Origin of the sequence: Staphylococcus sp. IVB6181 (genome assembly GCF_025561445.1) — a bacterium.
GTDB classification, from domain to species: Bacteria; Bacillota; Bacilli; order Staphylococcales; family Staphylococcaceae; genus Staphylococcus; species Staphylococcus simulans_B.
In genome coordinates this window covers 1597593-1615317 of record NZ_CP095096.1, presented here as the reverse complement: position 1 = coordinate 1615317, position 17725 = coordinate 1597593, and the positions used below count along the sequence as shown (strand labels likewise).

Sequence of the window (17725 nt, the reverse complement as noted above, 5' to 3'; positions counted from 1 at the left end):
GAGCTTTATAAGTGTTGACTTAATATTTTTTACTGAATTTATTTCTTAAGAAGATAGCTAATCCGTTCATTGCTAGAAGCAATACAAGTAATACGATGATACCTGCTGATGCAACGTGCTGGAATTCTTCTTGCGGTAATTTTGCCCAGTTGTAAATTTGAATCGGCATTGCTTGGAAATGATCGAAAATACTGCTTGGTAATTTTAATAAGATTGTTGGAATACCGATTAAGATTAATGGTGCTGTTTCACCTAATGCACGTGAAAGAGATAAGATGAATCCTGTTAAGATACCAGGTAAAGCAGCTGGTAATACAATTCTGTAAATTGTTTGCCATTTGTTGCCGCCAAGTCCATAACTTGCTTCACGTACTGATTTAGGTACTGCACGAATTGCCTCTTGGCTTGATACGATAATAACCGGCAAGATCAGTAATGACATTGTCAATGCTGCCGCAATTACTGAATTTCCTAGTGATAATGCGTCAATTCCCATACCACGTACGAAGATAGTAAGACCTAATAAACCGAATACGACTGAAGGTACACCTGCTAAGTTTGAAATACTGATTTTCACAAAGCTTGTGAAAGCATTGTCTTTCGCATACTCTTCAAGATAAATCGCTGTACCTACACCTAAAATGATAGAGATAGGAATAATTGTAATCATTAACCATAATGTACCGATTAATGCACCTTTAATACCTGCCATTGATGGCATTGAAGATGAGAAGTTCGTAAAGAATGTCGGTGTCAAGTATGGTAAACCTTTATATAAAGTGTTGACTAATAAGGCTGCTAGCACGACTAATCCGATAAGTGTACAAGCAAAGAATGCCCATTTCAGTACTTTGTTTGTAGTTAAACGAGATGATAGTTTCTTTTCAACTTGTTGTTGATTGACAAGCGCTCTGCTATTTCCTGTGCTATTTGTAGTTGTTGTACTCGCCATCTTAATACTCCTCTCTGAAACGTTTTGAAATCCATTGAGAGATTAAATTCATTACTAGTGTGAAGAGGAAGAGTGTGAACCCTACTGCATAAATACTGTAATAAATATCAGAACCGAACGTAGCATCACCTGTTGCTACTTGTACGATATAACCTGTCATTGTTTGGATTGAACCAGTTAAATTGAATGTTGAATCTGGTGTAGAACCTGCGGCTAATGATACGATCATTGTTTCACCGATAGCTCTTGAAATCGCTAATACGATTGAAGCAACAATACCAGAGATAGCTGCCGGTAATACGACTTTTGTTGATACTTCGAATTTTGTTGCGCCTAAACCTAACGCACCTTCACGGATTTTGTTCGGTACAGAAGCCATTGCATCTTCACTTAAACTTGTGATTAACGGGATAATCATAACCCCTACCACAATTCCTGGTGAAATAGAGTTGAAGCTTCCGAGTTCTGGGAAAATCGAACGTAACAATGGTGTTACGAAAGTCAATGCGAAGAAACCGAATACGATTGTCGGAATCCCTGCTAAAATTTCAAGAACTGGTTTAATGATTTTACGCATTCTGTCTGTTGCATACTCGCTAAGGTAAATCGCTGCGCCTAATCCGATCGGTACTGCAAACAATGTTGCAATCACTGTAATTTTCAAAGTACCTAAGATTAATGCCCAAATACCATATTTAGGACTACTTGAGAATGGGTTCCATTCTTTAGTGAATAAGAATTCTGTGATTGAGACGCGTGTGAAAAATGTAATTGTTTCTGTTAATAGTGTGAAGAGAATACCAATCGTTGTTAAAATCGATATGACTGCGATAATCGCTAAAATAATAGGAACGAATTTATCACTGAAGCCTTTTTTGTTTTTTTGATTATTGGCAATCATCTCTCTCACATTTTGTTGAGATTTCATAATCCTTTCTTCCTTCCCTTGGAAAATAATAAGTTATTCTAAATTAAATTGTGTGTCAGTATTTTTAAACAAGTACACCCGAGACACAGCTCGGGCGGACAAGTGCATATTGAGTGTAAGATATAAAATCTTACTGCTTATTGATGTTCAACTTGAGTAGTGCTGTGAATTATTTAGTTGATTCTTCTAATTTTTTAAGTTGCTCATCATAAGTTTTTTCAGGTAATGCTACGTAACCAGCTTTTTCTGCTGATTTACCTTTATCTTCTAATACGAATTTAATGAATGTGCTGAATGCTTTGTTGTCTTTTAATTTTTTATCGCTAGTGTAGATGTATAAGTCACGGCTTAGAGCGTAAGATCCATCTTGGATAGTTTTCTTAGTCGGCTCGATTGATTTACCGTCTTTACCTTTGATTTTAACTTCTTTTAATGAGTCTTTGTTTTGTTCGTAGAAGTTGTAACCGAAGTAACCAACACCGTTTTTATTGTTTTTAACTGATTGTACGATTACGTTAGTATCAGCATTTTTCTCAGCTTTGATATCTTGTTTGTTCATAACTTCTTCACTGAAGAAATCGTAAGTACCATGTGATTGGTCTGGTGAGAATGCTTTGATTTCTTTTGCAGGGAATTTAGGGTTTACATCTTTCCAAGTTTTAGCTTGACCAGAATAGATTTTTTTCAATTCATCTACAGTTAATTCTTTAACGAAGTCGTTGTCTTTGTTAACTGCGATTGTTACGCCGTCTTTAGCAATTTTCCATTCTGTGTACTTGATACTTTTCTCTTCTAATTTCTTTTTCTCTTCAGGTTTGATTGGTCTAGATGCATTTGAGAAATCAGTTTCGCCAGCGATGAATTTTTCAAAACCGCCGCCAGTACCAGAAGTACTTGATGAAACTGTAACGTTCGGATATTTTTGAGCAAATTTCTCATTTAAAATTTCAATAATTGGTCCTACAGTTGAAGAACCGTCGCCTTTTACTTCGCCTTTTACTTCTTTGTCCTTGCTTCCGCCACCGTCGCTGCTTCCGCCGTTACCACCGTTGCCACATGCGCCTAATAATAATGAAGCTCCAATTACTGTAGTACCTAAAACTTGCCATTTTTTCATGATAAGAAATCCTCCTAAAAATAAACATTTGAGCGTTAAGAGTTGTGTGTGCTCAAGCTGTATGTAATTACTTTCAACACCTATATTACATATGGATTGTTAATTACAAATAGAGGAATTGTAAATAAATCATTAATGCGAACGGACTTTAAATTTACAATCTTTACAAAGTTAACAAATGGCTTATAAACCTTGTCACAACAACGTTTTAATATTTCGTTAATATTACTTTCATAAATACTCAACGTGAATTTCACGAAAATTTTTTCGAAAAAATTTGAGCTTTCTTCGAAATTATCTTGATAAGATCCATTTATATCGCAGAAGATATGATTTTGAGGGCTTTTTTTACAGGGGTATTACAACAAAAAAGAAAAAACTAGGATACGATTACCCTAGTTTTTAACATCTTACATATTTTATTGTTCTTCTGAATGGGCTATTGCTTCGCCTTTTTTCGTTAAGCTGATTTTGCCTGTTTCAATATCAATGATTTTCTTCTTATATAAATGACCGATAGCACGTTTGAATGCACCTTTGCTCATATTGAAAACTTCTGTGATAGCTTCAGGGCTGGATTTATCCCAAAACGGCAGCTCGCCATCATATTCTACTAATAAGTCAAAGATGACTTGGCCATCGTCATCTAAGCGTTCATGTGCAAACGGCAAGAATGATCCGTTCAGTTCGCCTTTTTCATTGTGTCCGATGATTCGAACTTCAACAGCTTCCCCTAATCTCGGTTCTGCTTTTCTTTCGCTTTCGTGTACGAAAATTTTGTATCCGTCTTTAGAAAGTAAGAAACTTCCTATTTTTAATACACGGTACGGTCTTGCTTCTACCATTTGGTTTTGCATTGAGTCATCATGAATCGGTGTATACATTTGGCTGACGATAGTTTCTGATGCAAGTCGAGCAAACATTTGCTTTTCACTGTCAATTCTTAGTGTTGCTAAAACATAGTCGCCGTTTTGAGGCCATAATGATTTTACTTTTGGAAGGTCTTCCCAAGGAATTAATACTTCTCTAGGCAATCCTGCATCTACCTTTGCGCCGTCGCGGTCTGTTTTTAATACTTTGACATAGTCATATTTTGTAGTTGTGATATCCGGCATGTTTTGTGTCGCAAATAAATCGCCGGAACGGTTAGGATAAATGAAGAAACTGTATTCCTCACCTATTTCTAATTCATCTTCTTCATTTACTTCTGATTGATTCAGTTTTACTTCTTCGCCATTCGGGCCTTCTAATTGGTAAGTTGAACCGTTCAAACCTGCTACTTTGAGAAATTCAATTGATCCAATAATATCGTTATCTTTTAAAGCCATAATAACTCCTTCCACTTTCTGTATTAGAAACATTATAACATGCCAGCCTTTTGTATAGACAGAAGTTCTATCGATTCCTTGTATAATAGAAGAAAATGAGTAAATAAACGCCTTATATCGAAAGGAAAGCGTTAATGTGGTATAATTCATGCGTTAGAAATATCTATTAATGGAGGAAATTCATGTTACAAGTTACTGATGTAAGTTTGCGATTTGGCGATCGTAAATTGTTTGAAGATGTAAATATCAAATTTACAGAAGGTAATTGCTATGGTTTGATTGGTGCAAACGGTGCAGGTAAATCTACTTTCTTAAAAATTCTATCTGGTGAATTAGATTCACAAACTGGCCATGTTTCTATGGGTAAAAATGAAAGACTTGCGATCTTAAAACAAGATCACTTTGCTTATGAAGATGAACGCGTATTAGATGTAGTTATTAAAGGTCACGAGCGTTTATTCGAAGTGATGAAAGAAAAAGACGAAATTTATATGAAACCAGACTTCAGTGATGAAGATGGTATTCGCGCAGCAGAACTCGAAGGCGAATTCGCAGAAATGAATGGTTGGAATGCTGAAGCAGATGCAGCTACCCTGCTTTCAGGTTTAGGTATTCCAGCAGACTTGCATGATAAAAAGATGTCTGAGTTAGAAAACAATCAAAAAGTTAAAGTTTTGCTTGCACAAAGTTTATTCGGCGACCCGGATGTGTTATTACTCGATGAGCCTACCAACGGTTTAGACATTCCGGCAATCAGCTGGTTAGAAGACTTCTTAATCAACTTTGAAAATACAGTTATCGTTGTTTCTCACGACCGTCACTTCCTAAACAATGTGTGTACACATATTGCTGACTTAGACTTCGGCAAAATCAAAGTTTATGTCGGAAACTACGACTTCTGGTATCAATCAAGTCAGCTTGCTCAAAAAATGGCGCAAGAACAAAACAAGAAAAAAGAAGAAAAAATCAAAGAACTGCAAGACTTCATTGCACGTTTCTCTGCCAATGCTTCTAAATCTAAACAAGCGACAAGCCGTAAGAAACAATTAGAAAAAATCGAGTTAGATGATATTCAACCATCATCACGTCGTTACCCATTCGTTAAGTTCACGCCAGAACGCGAAATCGGTAATGATTTATTATTCGTTGAAAATGTATCAAAAACAATTGATGGTGAAAAAGTATTAGATAATATTTCATTCACTATGAATCCTAATGATAAAGCAGTACTTGTCGGCGACAGCGAAATTGCGAAAACAACATTGCTGAAAATTTTAGCTGGCGAAATGGAACCAGATGAAGGTACTGTTAAATGGGGTGTGACAACATCTCAAACTTACTTCCCTAAAGACAGCTCTGAATACTTCGAGGGTGTAAATCTGTCTTTAGTAGATTGGCTGCGTCAATATGCACCTGAAGATGAACAGACTGAAACATTCTTACGCGGTTTCTTAGGCCGTATGTTATTCAGCGGCGAAGAAGTTAAGAAAAAAGCAAATGTGCTTTCAGGTGGAGAGAAAGTACGCTGTATGTTAAGTAAAATGATGCTTTCAAGTGCTAACGTATTGTTAATGGATGAGCCGACAAACCACTTAGACTTAGAAAGTATTACAGCAGTCAATGATGGATTTAAATCATTTAAAGGTTCAATCATCTTCACATCTCATGACTTTGAGTTTATCAACACAATCGCAAATCGTGTGATCGACTTAAATCCAAAAGGCGCTGTTTCTAAAGAAATCAGTTATGAAGAATACTTGAAAGAAACTGGTGTATTAAACTAAATTTCAGTTTAAATTTAATTTTGGGAGTTAAAGTATGGCTTTAACTCCCCTTTTTATGTTTAAAGCAGATAGAACTGTCTATTTATACTGTATAACAGTTGATTTGATAACAGACAATGAAAGTATCAAAGTATAAATTACACTTAATTAGTAAACAAGTTCAGAATTTAGGTTTTTTTCTGTAAATTTCCAAAAATCTTAAATTTCTGGTTTACATCCCTATTGGAACTATGTATAATATGATACATACTAATTAATTGAATAGTTTTTTGATGAGGCGCATCAATCATCAGTAATTGCTTTAAAGACTGTCTGTCGCAGTTGGCAATGAAAGGGTGAGATGCCGAAATGATCATAAATGCAGAGTTATGATTGTTGGACTTTCAGGTTAAGAGCTAAGGGTCTGTCATTATTATCAAATAATGGAGTGCATCACTTGTATATAAATTATCAAGCAAGTTCGCATTCCGGACTTGCTTTTTTTATATATGTGATTCTCCCCTGATAATTGAGGAGGATAAGTATAGAATGAAGAGAAGTGTTTTAAAATTCGGCGGTTCGTCTGTCAGTGATTTTACGAAAATTAAAAATATTGCTGAAATGCTGAAAGAAAGAATAAATAATGACGAACAATTAATTGTCGTGGTCAGTGCAATGGGAAAAACAACTGACCAATTAATGGAAAATGTAGCTGCGCTTACCAGTGCACCGAAACAACAAGAGCTCGCCCTCTTATTAACCACTGGTGAACAGCAAACGGTTTCCTATTTGTCTATGGTACTCAATGATATTGGGGTGAATGCCAGAGCAATGACAGGTTATCAAGCCGGAATTAAAACAGTTGGACATCATCTGAAAAGTAAGATTGCAGAAATCAATCCAGAGACTTTTGATAAGGCATTTGAAACGAATGATGTTTTAGTTGTAGCAGGATTCCAAGGCATCAATGATGAATTCGAACTGACAACTTTAGGCAGAGGCGGATCTGATACAACAGCTGTTGCGCTTGCTGCAGCAAATGATACACCGTGCGAAATTTATACAGATGTAGACGGTGTGTATGCTACCGACCCTCGAATTTATAAAGATGCTAAGCGGTTAAGCTTTGTTTCTTACGAAGAAATGATGGAAATGAGTGCACTTGGTGCTGGGGTTTTAGAAACACGAAGTGTGGAATTAGCCAATAATTACAACATTCCATTGTATTTAGGAAGAACTTTATCAAATGTGGAAGGAACGTGGATTATGTCACAAACAGAATTATTAGAGAAAAAAGCAGTAACAGGTGTAGCGTTGGATAGAAACATGATGCATGTCACTATCAGCTATCCCCTATCAGACAATCAACTATTAACGGACTTGTTTACAGAATTAGAAGTGGGTCAAGTCAACGTTGATATGATTTCGCAAATTGTAAATGTTGAAGGCTTGCAGCTTTCATTCACAATTAAAGATACAGATTTAACGCAAATCCAAAGTATTTTTGATAAATTGTCAGAAAGTTACCAAGCTTTAGACTTCAAATTAAATGATGCTTACGCTAAAATTTCATTGATTGGGTCAGGAATGAGAGATATATCTGGCGTTGCATCTAAAGCTTTCATCAGTTTGATTAATGCAAAGATTCCATTTTATCAGACGACAACATCTGAAATCAGTATTTCATATGTTATTGATGCTGAAAATGGAGAACGTGGAGTTAAAGAACTTTATGAAACATTTGATATTTAATCAATTCGATCGCATCTAGAATCAGAAGTACGAGAAGGATTAACAGAGCCTTCCTTAAATAATAATATGGAGTGAATTAAATATGACAAAATTAGCAATCGCAGGAGCAACAGGATTAGTTGGTAGTAAAATGTTAGAAACAGTTGACCGTAAAAATATTCCATTTGATGAACTTGTATTATTTTCTTCAGCAAGATCTGCTGGTAAAGAAATCGAGTTCCAAGGTAAAACATATACTGTTCAAGAATTAACAGAAGAAGCGGCAAAAGAACATTATGATTATGTATTAATGAGTGCCGGCGGCGCAACAAGCGAACACTTCTCCCCTATTTTTGAAGAAGCAGGCGCTATCGTTATCGATAACTCAAGCCAATGGAGAATGCATGATGATGTAGATTTAGTTGTACCTGAAGTGAACGCACCTAAATTCACTAGAGGCATCATCGCTAACCCGAACTGCTCAACAATCCAATCTGTCGTACCTTTAAAACCATTACAAGACAAATTCGGTTTAAAACGTGTTGCTTATACAACATATCAAGCAGTATCAGGTTCAGGTTATGCAGGTAAAGATGACTTGTTGAACGGTGAAAAAGGAGAAGCACCAAAAACTTATCCTCACCCTATTTATAACAACGTATTACCGCATATCGATGTGTTCTTAGAAAATGGTTATACAAAAGAAGAACAAAAAATGATTGATGAAACACGTAAAATTTTAAACTTGCCTGATTTAAAAGTAACAGCAACTTGTGTGCGTGTACCTGTATTAGACAGCCACAGTGTTGAAATGGACGTTACTTTAGATAAACCAGCGACAGTAAAAGAAATCCAAGAATTATTCGATAATGATGATCGTGTCGTACTTATCGATAATCCGGAAAACAATGAATATCCTTTAGCAATCAATTCAACTGGTAAAGATGAAGTGTTTGTCGGACGTATCCGTCAAGATGATTCATTAGATAACACATTCCATATTTGGGTAACATCAGATAACTTGCTTAAAGGTGCAGCATTGAACACAGTACAAATTCTAGAACAAGTTTTATCAATGAAAGGAGTTTCTTAATATGAGTCGTTTATTTGAAGGAGTCGGAGTAGCATTAACTACCCCATTCACAGATAACGAAGTGGATTATGAAGCATTAGAACAACATGTACAATATTTATTAGACAACAATATCCAAGCTATCGTGGTAAATGGTACCACTGCAGAGAACCCTACATTAACACAAGATGAAAAAGAACAAGTATTGAAAGCTGTAATCAAACAAGTTGATGGCAAAGCAGCAATTATTGCTGGGACAGGTACAAACTCTACACAAAAATCTTTAGATGCATCATTACGTGCAAAAGAATTAGGTGCAGACGGTATCATGTTAATCACACCTTACTATAATAAAACAAGCCAACGCGGCTTAATTGCACATTTCACTACTATCGCAAATGCAGTAGAACTACCGGTTGTCTTATATAATGTACCATCAAGAACGAATATGACAATTGAAGTCGAAACAATGGTTGAACTTGCGAAAAACCCTTACATTGTAGCACTAAAAGATGCGACAAATGATTTCGACTATCACCGTGCATTAAAAGAACGTTTAGATTTATCAGAGTTCACACTTTACAGCGGTAACGATGATAACGTAGTACGTTATTATGCAGAAGGCGGTCATGGTGTCATTTCTGTAGTTGCGAATGTGATTCCAGGCGATTTCCAAGCTTTATATGAAAAAGCTAAACGCGGCGAAGCAATCGACAAAGACTTTGAACCGATCAGCCGTTTATTAAATGCATTGTCAGTAGACGTCAACCCTATTCCAATCAAAGCATTGACTGCGGTTGAAGGTTTCGGAAAATATGAAGTGCGTTTGCCTTTAGTAACACTTGAAGAATCTGATCGCAAACAACTTGAAACAGCTTATGCCAAATATAAAGCGGGTGAACTTTAATGAAAATTTTATTAATCGGATATGGTGCGATGAACCAACGTGTAGCTAGATTAGCTGAAGAGCAAGGTCATGAAATTACAGGGATTATTGTTCCTGATCCAGACAGCAATTATCCCTACCCTGCTTTCAATCAAATCAGCGAAGCAAAAGATGCTGAAGTCGCAATCGACTTTTCTAATCCGGAATTATTATTACCTTTATTAGATCAAGACTTCAAATTACCGGTTGTTGTTGCGACAACAGGCGAAAAAGAAAAAATCATTGCGAAATTAAAAGAACTTAGTGAAAATATGCCGGTATTCTTCAGTGCGAATATGAGTTACGGCATTCATGTGATGACGAAATTATTAGAATTAGCCGTACCTTTATTACAAGGCTATGATATTGAATTAATTGAAGCACATCATAATAAAAAAGTAGATGCACCAAGCGGTACATTGATTAAATTATTAGATGTTATTAAAGAAGTAAAAGACGAAGTCAATCCTGTATATGACCGTTCACAAACGACTGAACGAAGAAAACCGGAAGATATCGGTATCAGTGCAGTCCGCGGCGGTACAATTGTCGGGGAACATGAAGTATTATTTGCAGGTGTCGACGAAACCATCGAATTAACTCACCGTGCGCAATCTAAAGATATCTTTGCGAACGGCGCAATTAAAGCAGCAGAACGATTGGTTACAAAATCAAATGGGTATTATACATTTGACAATTTAAATAATTAATTAAACAGAGGAGATGAACCAGTAATGGCAAAAGATTTAACGGCAGAAGAAATTATTCAATATATTAGTGATGCGAAGAAATCAACACCACTAAAAGTATATATTAACGGTGCTTTAGGACAAGTGAGCTACCCTGAATCATTCAAAGTATTCGGCAGCGAAAATTCAAAAGTGATTTTCTGTGAAGCTGACGATTGGGATAAATTCTATGAAGAAAATAAAAACTATATTGAAGATGTAGAAATTGAAATGGATCGCCGCAATTCAGCAATTCCATTAAAAGATTTACGCAATACAAATGCACGTATCGAACCAGGTGCATTCATCCGTGAACAAGCAATTATCGAAGACGGCGCTGTTGTTATGATGGGTGCGACAATCAATATCGGTGCAGTTGTCGGCGAAGGTACTATGATTGATATGAACGCAACATTAGGCGGCAGAGCTACAACAGGTAAAAATGTACACGTAGGTGCAGGTGCAGTACTTGCTGGTGTAATCGAACCTCCAAGTGCATCCCCTGTCGTTATCGAAGATAATGTATTAATCGGTGCCAATGCCGTAATTTTAGAAGGCGTACGTGTCGGTGAAGGTGCAATTGTTGCGGCTGGCGCAATTGTAACGCAAGATGTACCAGCAGGCGCAGTTGTAGCAGGTACACCTGCCAAAGTCATTAAACAAACATCTGAAGTTGAAGATTCAAAACGCGAAATCGTATCAGCTTTACGTAAATTAAATGACTAATTCGGACAAGCGCAAAATATAAGAGAAAATGAATTTTAAAAGGCGTATTGTGTGCGTTCGTCAAAGCATCACATACGCCTTTTATACATATTATGAGTATTAAAAAGGAATGATATTATGACACAAAGTGAATTAGAATTTGTAACTGAACATCGTCGCCATTTGCATCAAAACCCAGAATTAAGTTTAGAAGAACATGAAACAACTGCACATCTTATTGCTTTCTTAGAGTCTATCGGTGTTCCTTATGAAAGACCGTTAGAAACCGGTGTAATTGCTTACCTTCAAGGCAACGGTGATCATACGGTTGCTTTCAGAGCAGATATTGATGCCTTGCCGATCCAAGAGGAAAATGAAGTTGCATTCAAAAGCAGTAAAGCAAATGTTATGCATGCGTGCGGCCATGATGGACATACTACTGCCCTAATGTTGTTCGTTAGACGCTGTAAAGCTTTATATGATGAAGGCAAATTACCGCAAAATGTTGTCTTTATTTTCCAACCAGCTGAAGAAACTGGTGCCGGTGCCAATCGATTAATCAAAGCCGGTGCGTTTGATAACTACCCGATTGAAGCGGTATTCGGTATTCATGTGATGCCTTTCAATGATGAAGGTACTGTGACAATTTTGAATGAAGAAATTACAGCAAGTGCAACAGAGTATCGTTTCTTCTTAAAAGGACAATCCAGTCATGTTGCAAATAAAGAACAAGGCAAATCATGCGGAGAAGCTTTAACACATGTATTAAATCAAGTCGGTCAAATTCAGCAATACCACTTAAACGGTTTGCAACGCAATATTGTGCATATGGGAAGATTCAATGCTGGCGAAGCCATTAATACTGTACCAAGCAACGGTTATTTAGAAGGTACAATCCGTACGTATGATACGAATGATTTGCAAGCAGTTATGGATCAAATGACTAAAATAGCACAAAGTGTCCAATTATTATTCGGTGTTAACTGTGAAGTGAAATTCGAGGAAGGTTATCCCCCTACTTATAATGACCCTAGCTTGCATGATGGTGTAGTACGTGCACTTAAAGCAGCAGACTTTAATGTGGTTGAAATGGATAAACCTTATTTATTCGGTGAAGACTTCAGCTTCTACAGCCAAATTGCGCCAAGTTATTTTGCATTTGTAGGAATTAGAAATGAAGCCAAAGATTGGGTACATGGTCTTCATACACCGAAACTTAACTTTGATGAAGGACAATTAATCAGAATTGCAGATTACTATGAAAATCTATTATTCCAATATAACAAGGAGGTCACTTCATGACAGCGATTTGGTCAGTCAATCGTCAACGGTTTATAGACAACGCAAAACGTGTCAAAAACAACCATAATTTAATGGCCGTAGTGAAAAATAATGCGTATAACTATGGTTTGGAATTTTCAGTGGAAGCTTTTTTAGAAGTCGGAATTAATACTTTCAGTACCACTTCACTTGTGGAAGCTGTACGAATTAGAAAAATAGCACCTGAAGCGACTATATTCTTAATGAATGCAGTCTATGATTTTGATACAGTACGCGACAATAAAATCCATATGACGCTTCCCTCTTTGGCATATTATTACGAACATAAGCGCGATTTAGCTGGGATTCATGTGCATCTGGAATTTGAAAATCTATTGCATCGATCAGGTCTTAAAACATTAGATGAAATAAAAGAAGTGTTGAATGATCATACGGCAAATAACAGCAATGACAAAATGATTATCAGCGGCCTATGGACTCATTTCGGTTATGCGGACGAATTCGATGTGCCGGAATACAACATAGAAAAAGAAGCATGGGTCAATGTAGTAGATACATTGTTATCTGAAGGTCATCACTTTGATTTAATCCATGCACAAAACAGCGCTGCTTATTATCGTGAAGGCCAAACCTTATTGGAACATCATACTCATGCGCGTGTCGGTATTGCACTCTATGGTTCAAGACCTTACAGCAGTTTATCTGAATCAGATATTACACAAGCTTTAACGGTTAAGGGCAATGTGATTCAAGTTCGAGATGTCAATAAAGGCGAATATTGCGGTTATAGTTTTGCTTATGAAGTTGAACAAGACCATACTCAACTTGCAGTTGTGGATATGGGTTACGGTGATGGTGTACTTAGAACGAGAGCCAAACATGAAGCAATCATCAATAATAAACGCTACCCTATTAAAGCATTAATGATGAGTCATATGTTTGTTGCGGTTGACGACAACGTTACTGCACAAGATGAAGTGATACTATATAATGAAGATATGCGTATCGATGAATATACGTTTAAAGGTGTAGGCGCGAACTCTGAACAGCTGAGTGCGCTGAACCATGATTCTTTGATAAAGGAGATCAGATAAGATGGTTGTAGAATATAAAAACGGTAAATTAACGATGGGCGGAACAAGCTTGGAAATGATTGCACAAAGCTTTGGGACACCTACCATTGTTTATGATGAAGACCAAATCCGCAATCAAATGCGCAGATATAAAAATGCATTTGAAGAAAGCGGAATTGATTATAATATCTCTTATGCTTCAAAAGCATTCACTTGCCTTCAAATGGTAAAACTTGTTCAAGAAGAAGGTTTAAGTTTAGACGTCGTATCTGAAGGAGAACTATATACAGCTTTAGAAGCGGGCTATGACCCAGCAAACATCCACTTCCATGGGAACAATAAAACAAAACATGAAATTCAATATGCGTTAGAGAGCAAAATCGGTTACTTTGTGATTGATTCTTTAGACGAAATCGAATTAATTCAAAAATACGCATCTGATTCTGTAGATGTTGTTTTACGTGTTAACCCAGGTGTTGAAGCACATACACATGAATTTATTCAAACAGGTCAAGAAGACAGTAAATTTGGTCTATCAATCAGATACGGTCTTGCGGATCAAGCGATTGAAAAGATTCAAGCAACTTCAAAATTGAACCTTAAAGGTATCCACTTCCATATCGGATCTCAAATTGAAGGTACGGAAGCAATGATTGAAACAGCTAAAATTGTAATTAACTGGTTAAAAGGTTTGAATTTAGAAGTAGATTTATTAAACATCGGCGGCGGCTTCGGCATCCGTTATGTTGAAGGAGATGTCAGCTTCCCTATTGAATCAGGCATCAAATCAATTACAGATGCGCTGAAAGATATTGCGAAAGAAGCGGATTACCCACTGCCAACTATCGGTATTGAGCCGGGACGCTCAATTGTGGGAGAAGCAGGTGTAACACTTTATGAAGTCGGAACAATCAAAGAAATTCCTGGTGTTAATAAATATGTATCAATTGACGGCGGTATGAGCGATCATATTCGTACAGCTCTATATGGCGCAAAATATGAAGCGTTACTTGTGAACCGCGAGGAAGAAGCTAACGATACTGTAACGATTTCAGGTAAATTATGTGAATCTGGCGATATTATTGCACGTGATATCAAACTTCCTGAATCAGTACATCGCGGAGATTACTTAGCGATTTTATCTACAGGTGCTTATCACTACTCAATGTCATCTAACTATAACCAAATGCAGAAACCTTCTGTATTCTTTATTAAAGATGGTAAAGCAAGAGAAGTTATCAAACGTCAATCATTACGTCAATTAATCATCAATGACACAAAAGTTAAATAAACCTCACTATTAATAAATATGTATAAAGCAAAAACGAACTGATTATTGTCAGTTCGTTTTTTGATGCCTCATTCCCTATTTAATTTTTTGAATTACGACGTTTCAATAATAAAGCACTGCCGACTGCCGCTAGAGATAAACCGAATAATACGATACTAGATGTCAGTGTTGACTCCCCTGTTTTTGGTAATTCTTTTTTCTCTTGTTTCTTTTTAGAAACGTGATTTGTTTGGACTTTATTGTTAGAAGAATCGCTTTTAGCTGTAATTGTTTGTTTAGTATTGACAGACACATCAGCTTTCTTACCTGTAAGAGATGAGTCAACTCCAGCTTTTGGATGCACTGTTTTTCCAACTTTATTAGAAATACTAACCTTTTTATCAATATTAGTCTGAGTTTGTTTTTGTTTTGTTGGTTCTTTTTGTTTTTTAAGTTCAGTTGTATTGCCTGTTTGTCCTGCTTTTGTCACTGGCGTTGAGACATAACTTGGTTCTAATACTGATGAAACATGACCTACAAGATCTTTCGTTTTTGAATCTGCAACATCACAAGAAGTTTTATTTACTGTAACTGGTGTTGTTACTGAAGTAGAAGGTGTTGGCGTAAATTCTAAAAGTTGTGAAGAATAATCCGTGTTGTCTTCAATTTCAGTTACTTGATTAGTTTGGTTCAGTAATTCAGTAGAATAATCAGTATTATCTTCAGCCTCAGTTTCAGGTGTACTTACAGGTGCTTTTGAATCAGACACTGGTGTAAATCCTAATAGTTGTGAAGAGTAATCCGTGTTATCTTCAATTTCAGTTACTTGATTAGTTTGGTTCAGTAATTCAGTAGAATAATCGGTATTATCTTCAACTTCAGTTTCAGGTGTATTTACGGGTGCTTTTGAATCAGTCACTGGTGTAAATTCTAAAAGTTGTGAAGAGTAATCTGTGTTGTCTTCAATTTCAGTTACTTGATTAGTTTGGTTCAATAATTCAGTAGAATAATCAGTATTATCTTCAACTTCAGCTTCAGGTGTACTTACAGGCACTTTTGTATCTGTAGATGGTTGAGTGTTTTGTGTTGTTTCAGTTGGTGTGAACTCTAATAACTGTGAAGAATAATCTGTTTGATCTTCTTCTGATAAAGGCTGGTTTGTGTTGTTAGGTAATTCTGGTGTTACTGGTTGAACTTCAGGTGTTTTCTCCACTGGTTTATAGAAGCCGCTATCTACATAATCGTTATTCGCATCTGAAATGTTAATTTCAGTGACGCTGCCGTTAGAGTCATTATCTGCTTCGCCTTGTCCTGTTTTAGTAGGCACAAAGCCAACAGGTGTCGTAAAGGCAACTTTATATTTTCCGTTAGGTATTTGAGAAAATTTATAATTACCTTTTGCGTCTGTCACAGTAGTCAAAGTAGAGTTGTCTGGGTTTGTAAGTGTCACTTGTATGTCTTTTAAGCTTGGTTCATCTTTATCTTGAATACCGTTTTCGTTTAAATCATTCCATACAAAATCTCCTAATTCATAGACAGCTACTGGTGTCGGCGTATCTTTTAAATACCCCATATCAATCGTTAGATTATCTGCATTATCAATTGTGACTTCTACAGGTGTACCGTTAGAGTCTTTTGTTTCATCTTCACCTGCTTGAACTTGTGTCGGTGTATAGCCTTCAGGCACATCGAATTCGACTTGGTAAGTGCCGTTATTAACGTTATCAAACTGATAGTGTCCATTACTATCTGTCACAGTAGATGCGACTACTTTACCATCTTTTGTCAAATCGACTTTAACATGAGCGAGACCAAGTTCAGTATCCCCTTGAATGCCATCTTGATCAGCATCTACCCATGCTAAATGACCGATTTTAAATGATGTCGGTAATTGATAAAAACCACTGTCCACAAAGGCGTTATTCGCATCTTGGATCAGAACATCGGCGTTTACACCGTTGGAATCTACATCAATATCGCCTTGTCCTGTTTTAGTAGGTACAAAACCTGCTGGTGTCGCAAAGGCAATTTTATAGTTGCCGTTCGGCAAATCAGTAAATGTGTAGTTGCCCTTTTCATTAGTTGTGGTTGTTAAATTCGTGTTATCCGGATTTGTAAGTGTCACTTGTACGTCTTTTAAACCAGGTTCGTCTTTATCTTGAATACCATTTTGGTTTAAATCATTCCAAACGAAATCACCCATGTTATATTTTGCTACGGGTACAGGTTCGTCTTCTAAATAACCGAAATCAATGGAAAGATCATCTGAATTATTAATTGTGACTTCTGCTGGTCCGCCATTGGAATCTTTTGTTGCATCTTCACCTGCTTGTACTTGCGTTGGTGTGTAGCCGTCTGGTGTTTCATAATTTAATTCATAAGTACCATTTGCGACATTTGAAAAAAGATATTTACCATTCGCATCTGTAGTTGTTGACGCAATAGTTTGGCCATTTTGTGTTAAATCTATTTTGAGATTGGCTAGAGGTTGTTCAGTATCACCTTGGATACCGTCTCCATCTGTATCTACCCAAGCATAATCTCCGATTTTAAAATTCGTTTGCGAAGTTGATGCAGGATTAGTTTGTGTTGACGGAGTTTCTGCACCAGCAGTTTGAGGTGCAGTTGGTGCGGCTTGTGTTTGTGAATTTGAGATAGTTGGCGCAGGTGTATCTCCTTCAGCTGCTTCTGCGTGATGACTGATACCTAAATAAACACCTGTTCCGATTAAAATTGAGGCTGTTCCCATAGTGAATTTGCGAATTGAGTAATAGTGATTGTGTGTGTTCTTCTTCATAGATGTGCTCCTTCTGTGCTGTATGATGTGTGTGCAGTCTATATATAGTAAGTAG

General features: G+C 36.7%; 14 protein-coding genes and 1 riboswitch. Of the genes, 9 read left to right on the top strand and 5 right to left on the bottom strand.

Annotation, left to right across the window (positions count from 1 at the left end):
* Positions 1-19 precede the first annotated feature (19 nt).
* The 4 genes from pstA to MUA90_RS07900 form a co-directional block, all read right to left on the bottom strand.
* Positions 20-952 (bottom strand): phosphate ABC transporter permease PstA, encoded by a 933-nt coding sequence (gene pstA, locus MUA90_RS07915; protein ID WP_262586157.1) that lies wholly within the window; start codon positions 950-952, stop codon positions 20-22.
* A 1-nt stretch (position 953) separates the two neighbouring features.
* Complete coding sequence (pstC, locus tag MUA90_RS07910; protein ID WP_262586156.1) at positions 954-1880, bottom strand: phosphate ABC transporter permease subunit PstC; 927 nt, start codon at positions 1878-1880, stop codon at positions 954-956.
* A gap of 169 nt (positions 1881-2049) precedes the next feature.
* Positions 2050-2997: a phosphate ABC transporter substrate-binding protein PstS family protein gene (locus MUA90_RS07905; protein ID WP_232167448.1), complete on the bottom strand. Its 948-nt coding sequence runs from the start codon at positions 2995-2997 to the stop codon at positions 2050-2052.
* A gap of 419 nt (positions 2998-3416) precedes the next feature.
* Positions 3417-4325: a CvfB family protein gene (locus tag MUA90_RS07900; RefSeq protein ID WP_262586155.1), complete on the bottom strand. Its 909-nt coding sequence runs from the start codon at positions 4323-4325 to the stop codon at positions 3417-3419.
* A gap of 182 nt (positions 4326-4507) precedes the next feature.
* On the opposite strand from MUA90_RS07900, the gene MUA90_RS07895 reads away from it, so the two are divergent.
* From MUA90_RS07895 to lysA, 9 genes are all read left to right on the top strand, one after another.
* Entirely contained in the window at positions 4508-6109 is a 1602-nt protein-coding gene (locus MUA90_RS07895; RefSeq protein WP_262586153.1) for an ABC-F family ATP-binding cassette domain-containing protein, read from the top strand.
* 264 nt (positions 6110-6373) lie between these two features.
* A riboswitch (Lysine riboswitch) is annotated at positions 6374-6550 on the top strand.
* An 87-nt stretch (positions 6551-6637) separates the two neighbouring features.
* Positions 6638-7840: an aspartate kinase gene (locus MUA90_RS07890; RefSeq protein WP_262586152.1), complete on the top strand. Its 1203-nt coding sequence runs from the start codon at positions 6638-6640 to the stop codon at positions 7838-7840.
* Positions 7841-7922: 82 nt separating this feature from the next.
* Positions 7923-8912, top strand: a complete 990-nt coding sequence (locus tag MUA90_RS07885; protein WP_114603379.1) for an aspartate-semialdehyde dehydrogenase — start codon at positions 7923-7925, stop codon at positions 8910-8912.
* A 1-nt stretch (position 8913) separates the two neighbouring features.
* Entirely contained in the window at positions 8914-9798 is an 885-nt protein-coding gene (dapA, locus tag MUA90_RS07880) for a 4-hydroxy-tetrahydrodipicolinate synthase (protein ID WP_114603378.1), read from the top strand.
* Entirely contained in the window at positions 9798-10526 is a 729-nt protein-coding gene (gene dapB / locus MUA90_RS07875) for a 4-hydroxy-tetrahydrodipicolinate reductase (protein ID WP_105992818.1), read from the top strand. Before dapA ends, dapB begins: the two co-directional genes overlap by 1 nt.
* A 24-nt stretch (positions 10527-10550) precedes the next feature.
* Entirely contained in the window at positions 10551-11270 is a 720-nt protein-coding gene (gene dapD / locus MUA90_RS07870) for a 2,3,4,5-tetrahydropyridine-2,6-dicarboxylate N-acetyltransferase (RefSeq protein ID WP_105992817.1), read from the top strand.
* Between the two features lie 117 nt (positions 11271-11387).
* Entirely contained in the window at positions 11388-12551 is a 1164-nt protein-coding gene (locus tag MUA90_RS07865; protein WP_262586151.1) for a M20 metallopeptidase family protein, read from the top strand.
* Entirely contained in the window at positions 12548-13624 is a 1077-nt protein-coding gene (locus MUA90_RS07860) for an alanine racemase (protein ID WP_262586150.1), read from the top strand. The genes MUA90_RS07865 and MUA90_RS07860 overlap by 4 nt, the downstream gene beginning before the upstream one ends.
* A gap of 1 nt (position 13625) precedes the next feature.
* Positions 13626-14894 (top strand): diaminopimelate decarboxylase, encoded by a 1269-nt coding sequence (gene lysA, locus MUA90_RS07855; RefSeq protein WP_262586149.1) that lies wholly within the window; start codon positions 13626-13628, stop codon positions 14892-14894.
* A 79-nt stretch (positions 14895-14973) separates the two neighbouring features.
* Here the strand turns inward: lysA and MUA90_RS07850 are convergent, their stop codons facing one another.
* Positions 14974-17670, bottom strand: coding sequence for an SdrD B-like domain-containing protein (locus MUA90_RS07850; RefSeq protein WP_262586148.1), 2697 nt, complete (start codon positions 17668-17670; stop codon positions 14974-14976).
* Positions 17671-17725: the final 55 nt, after the last annotated feature.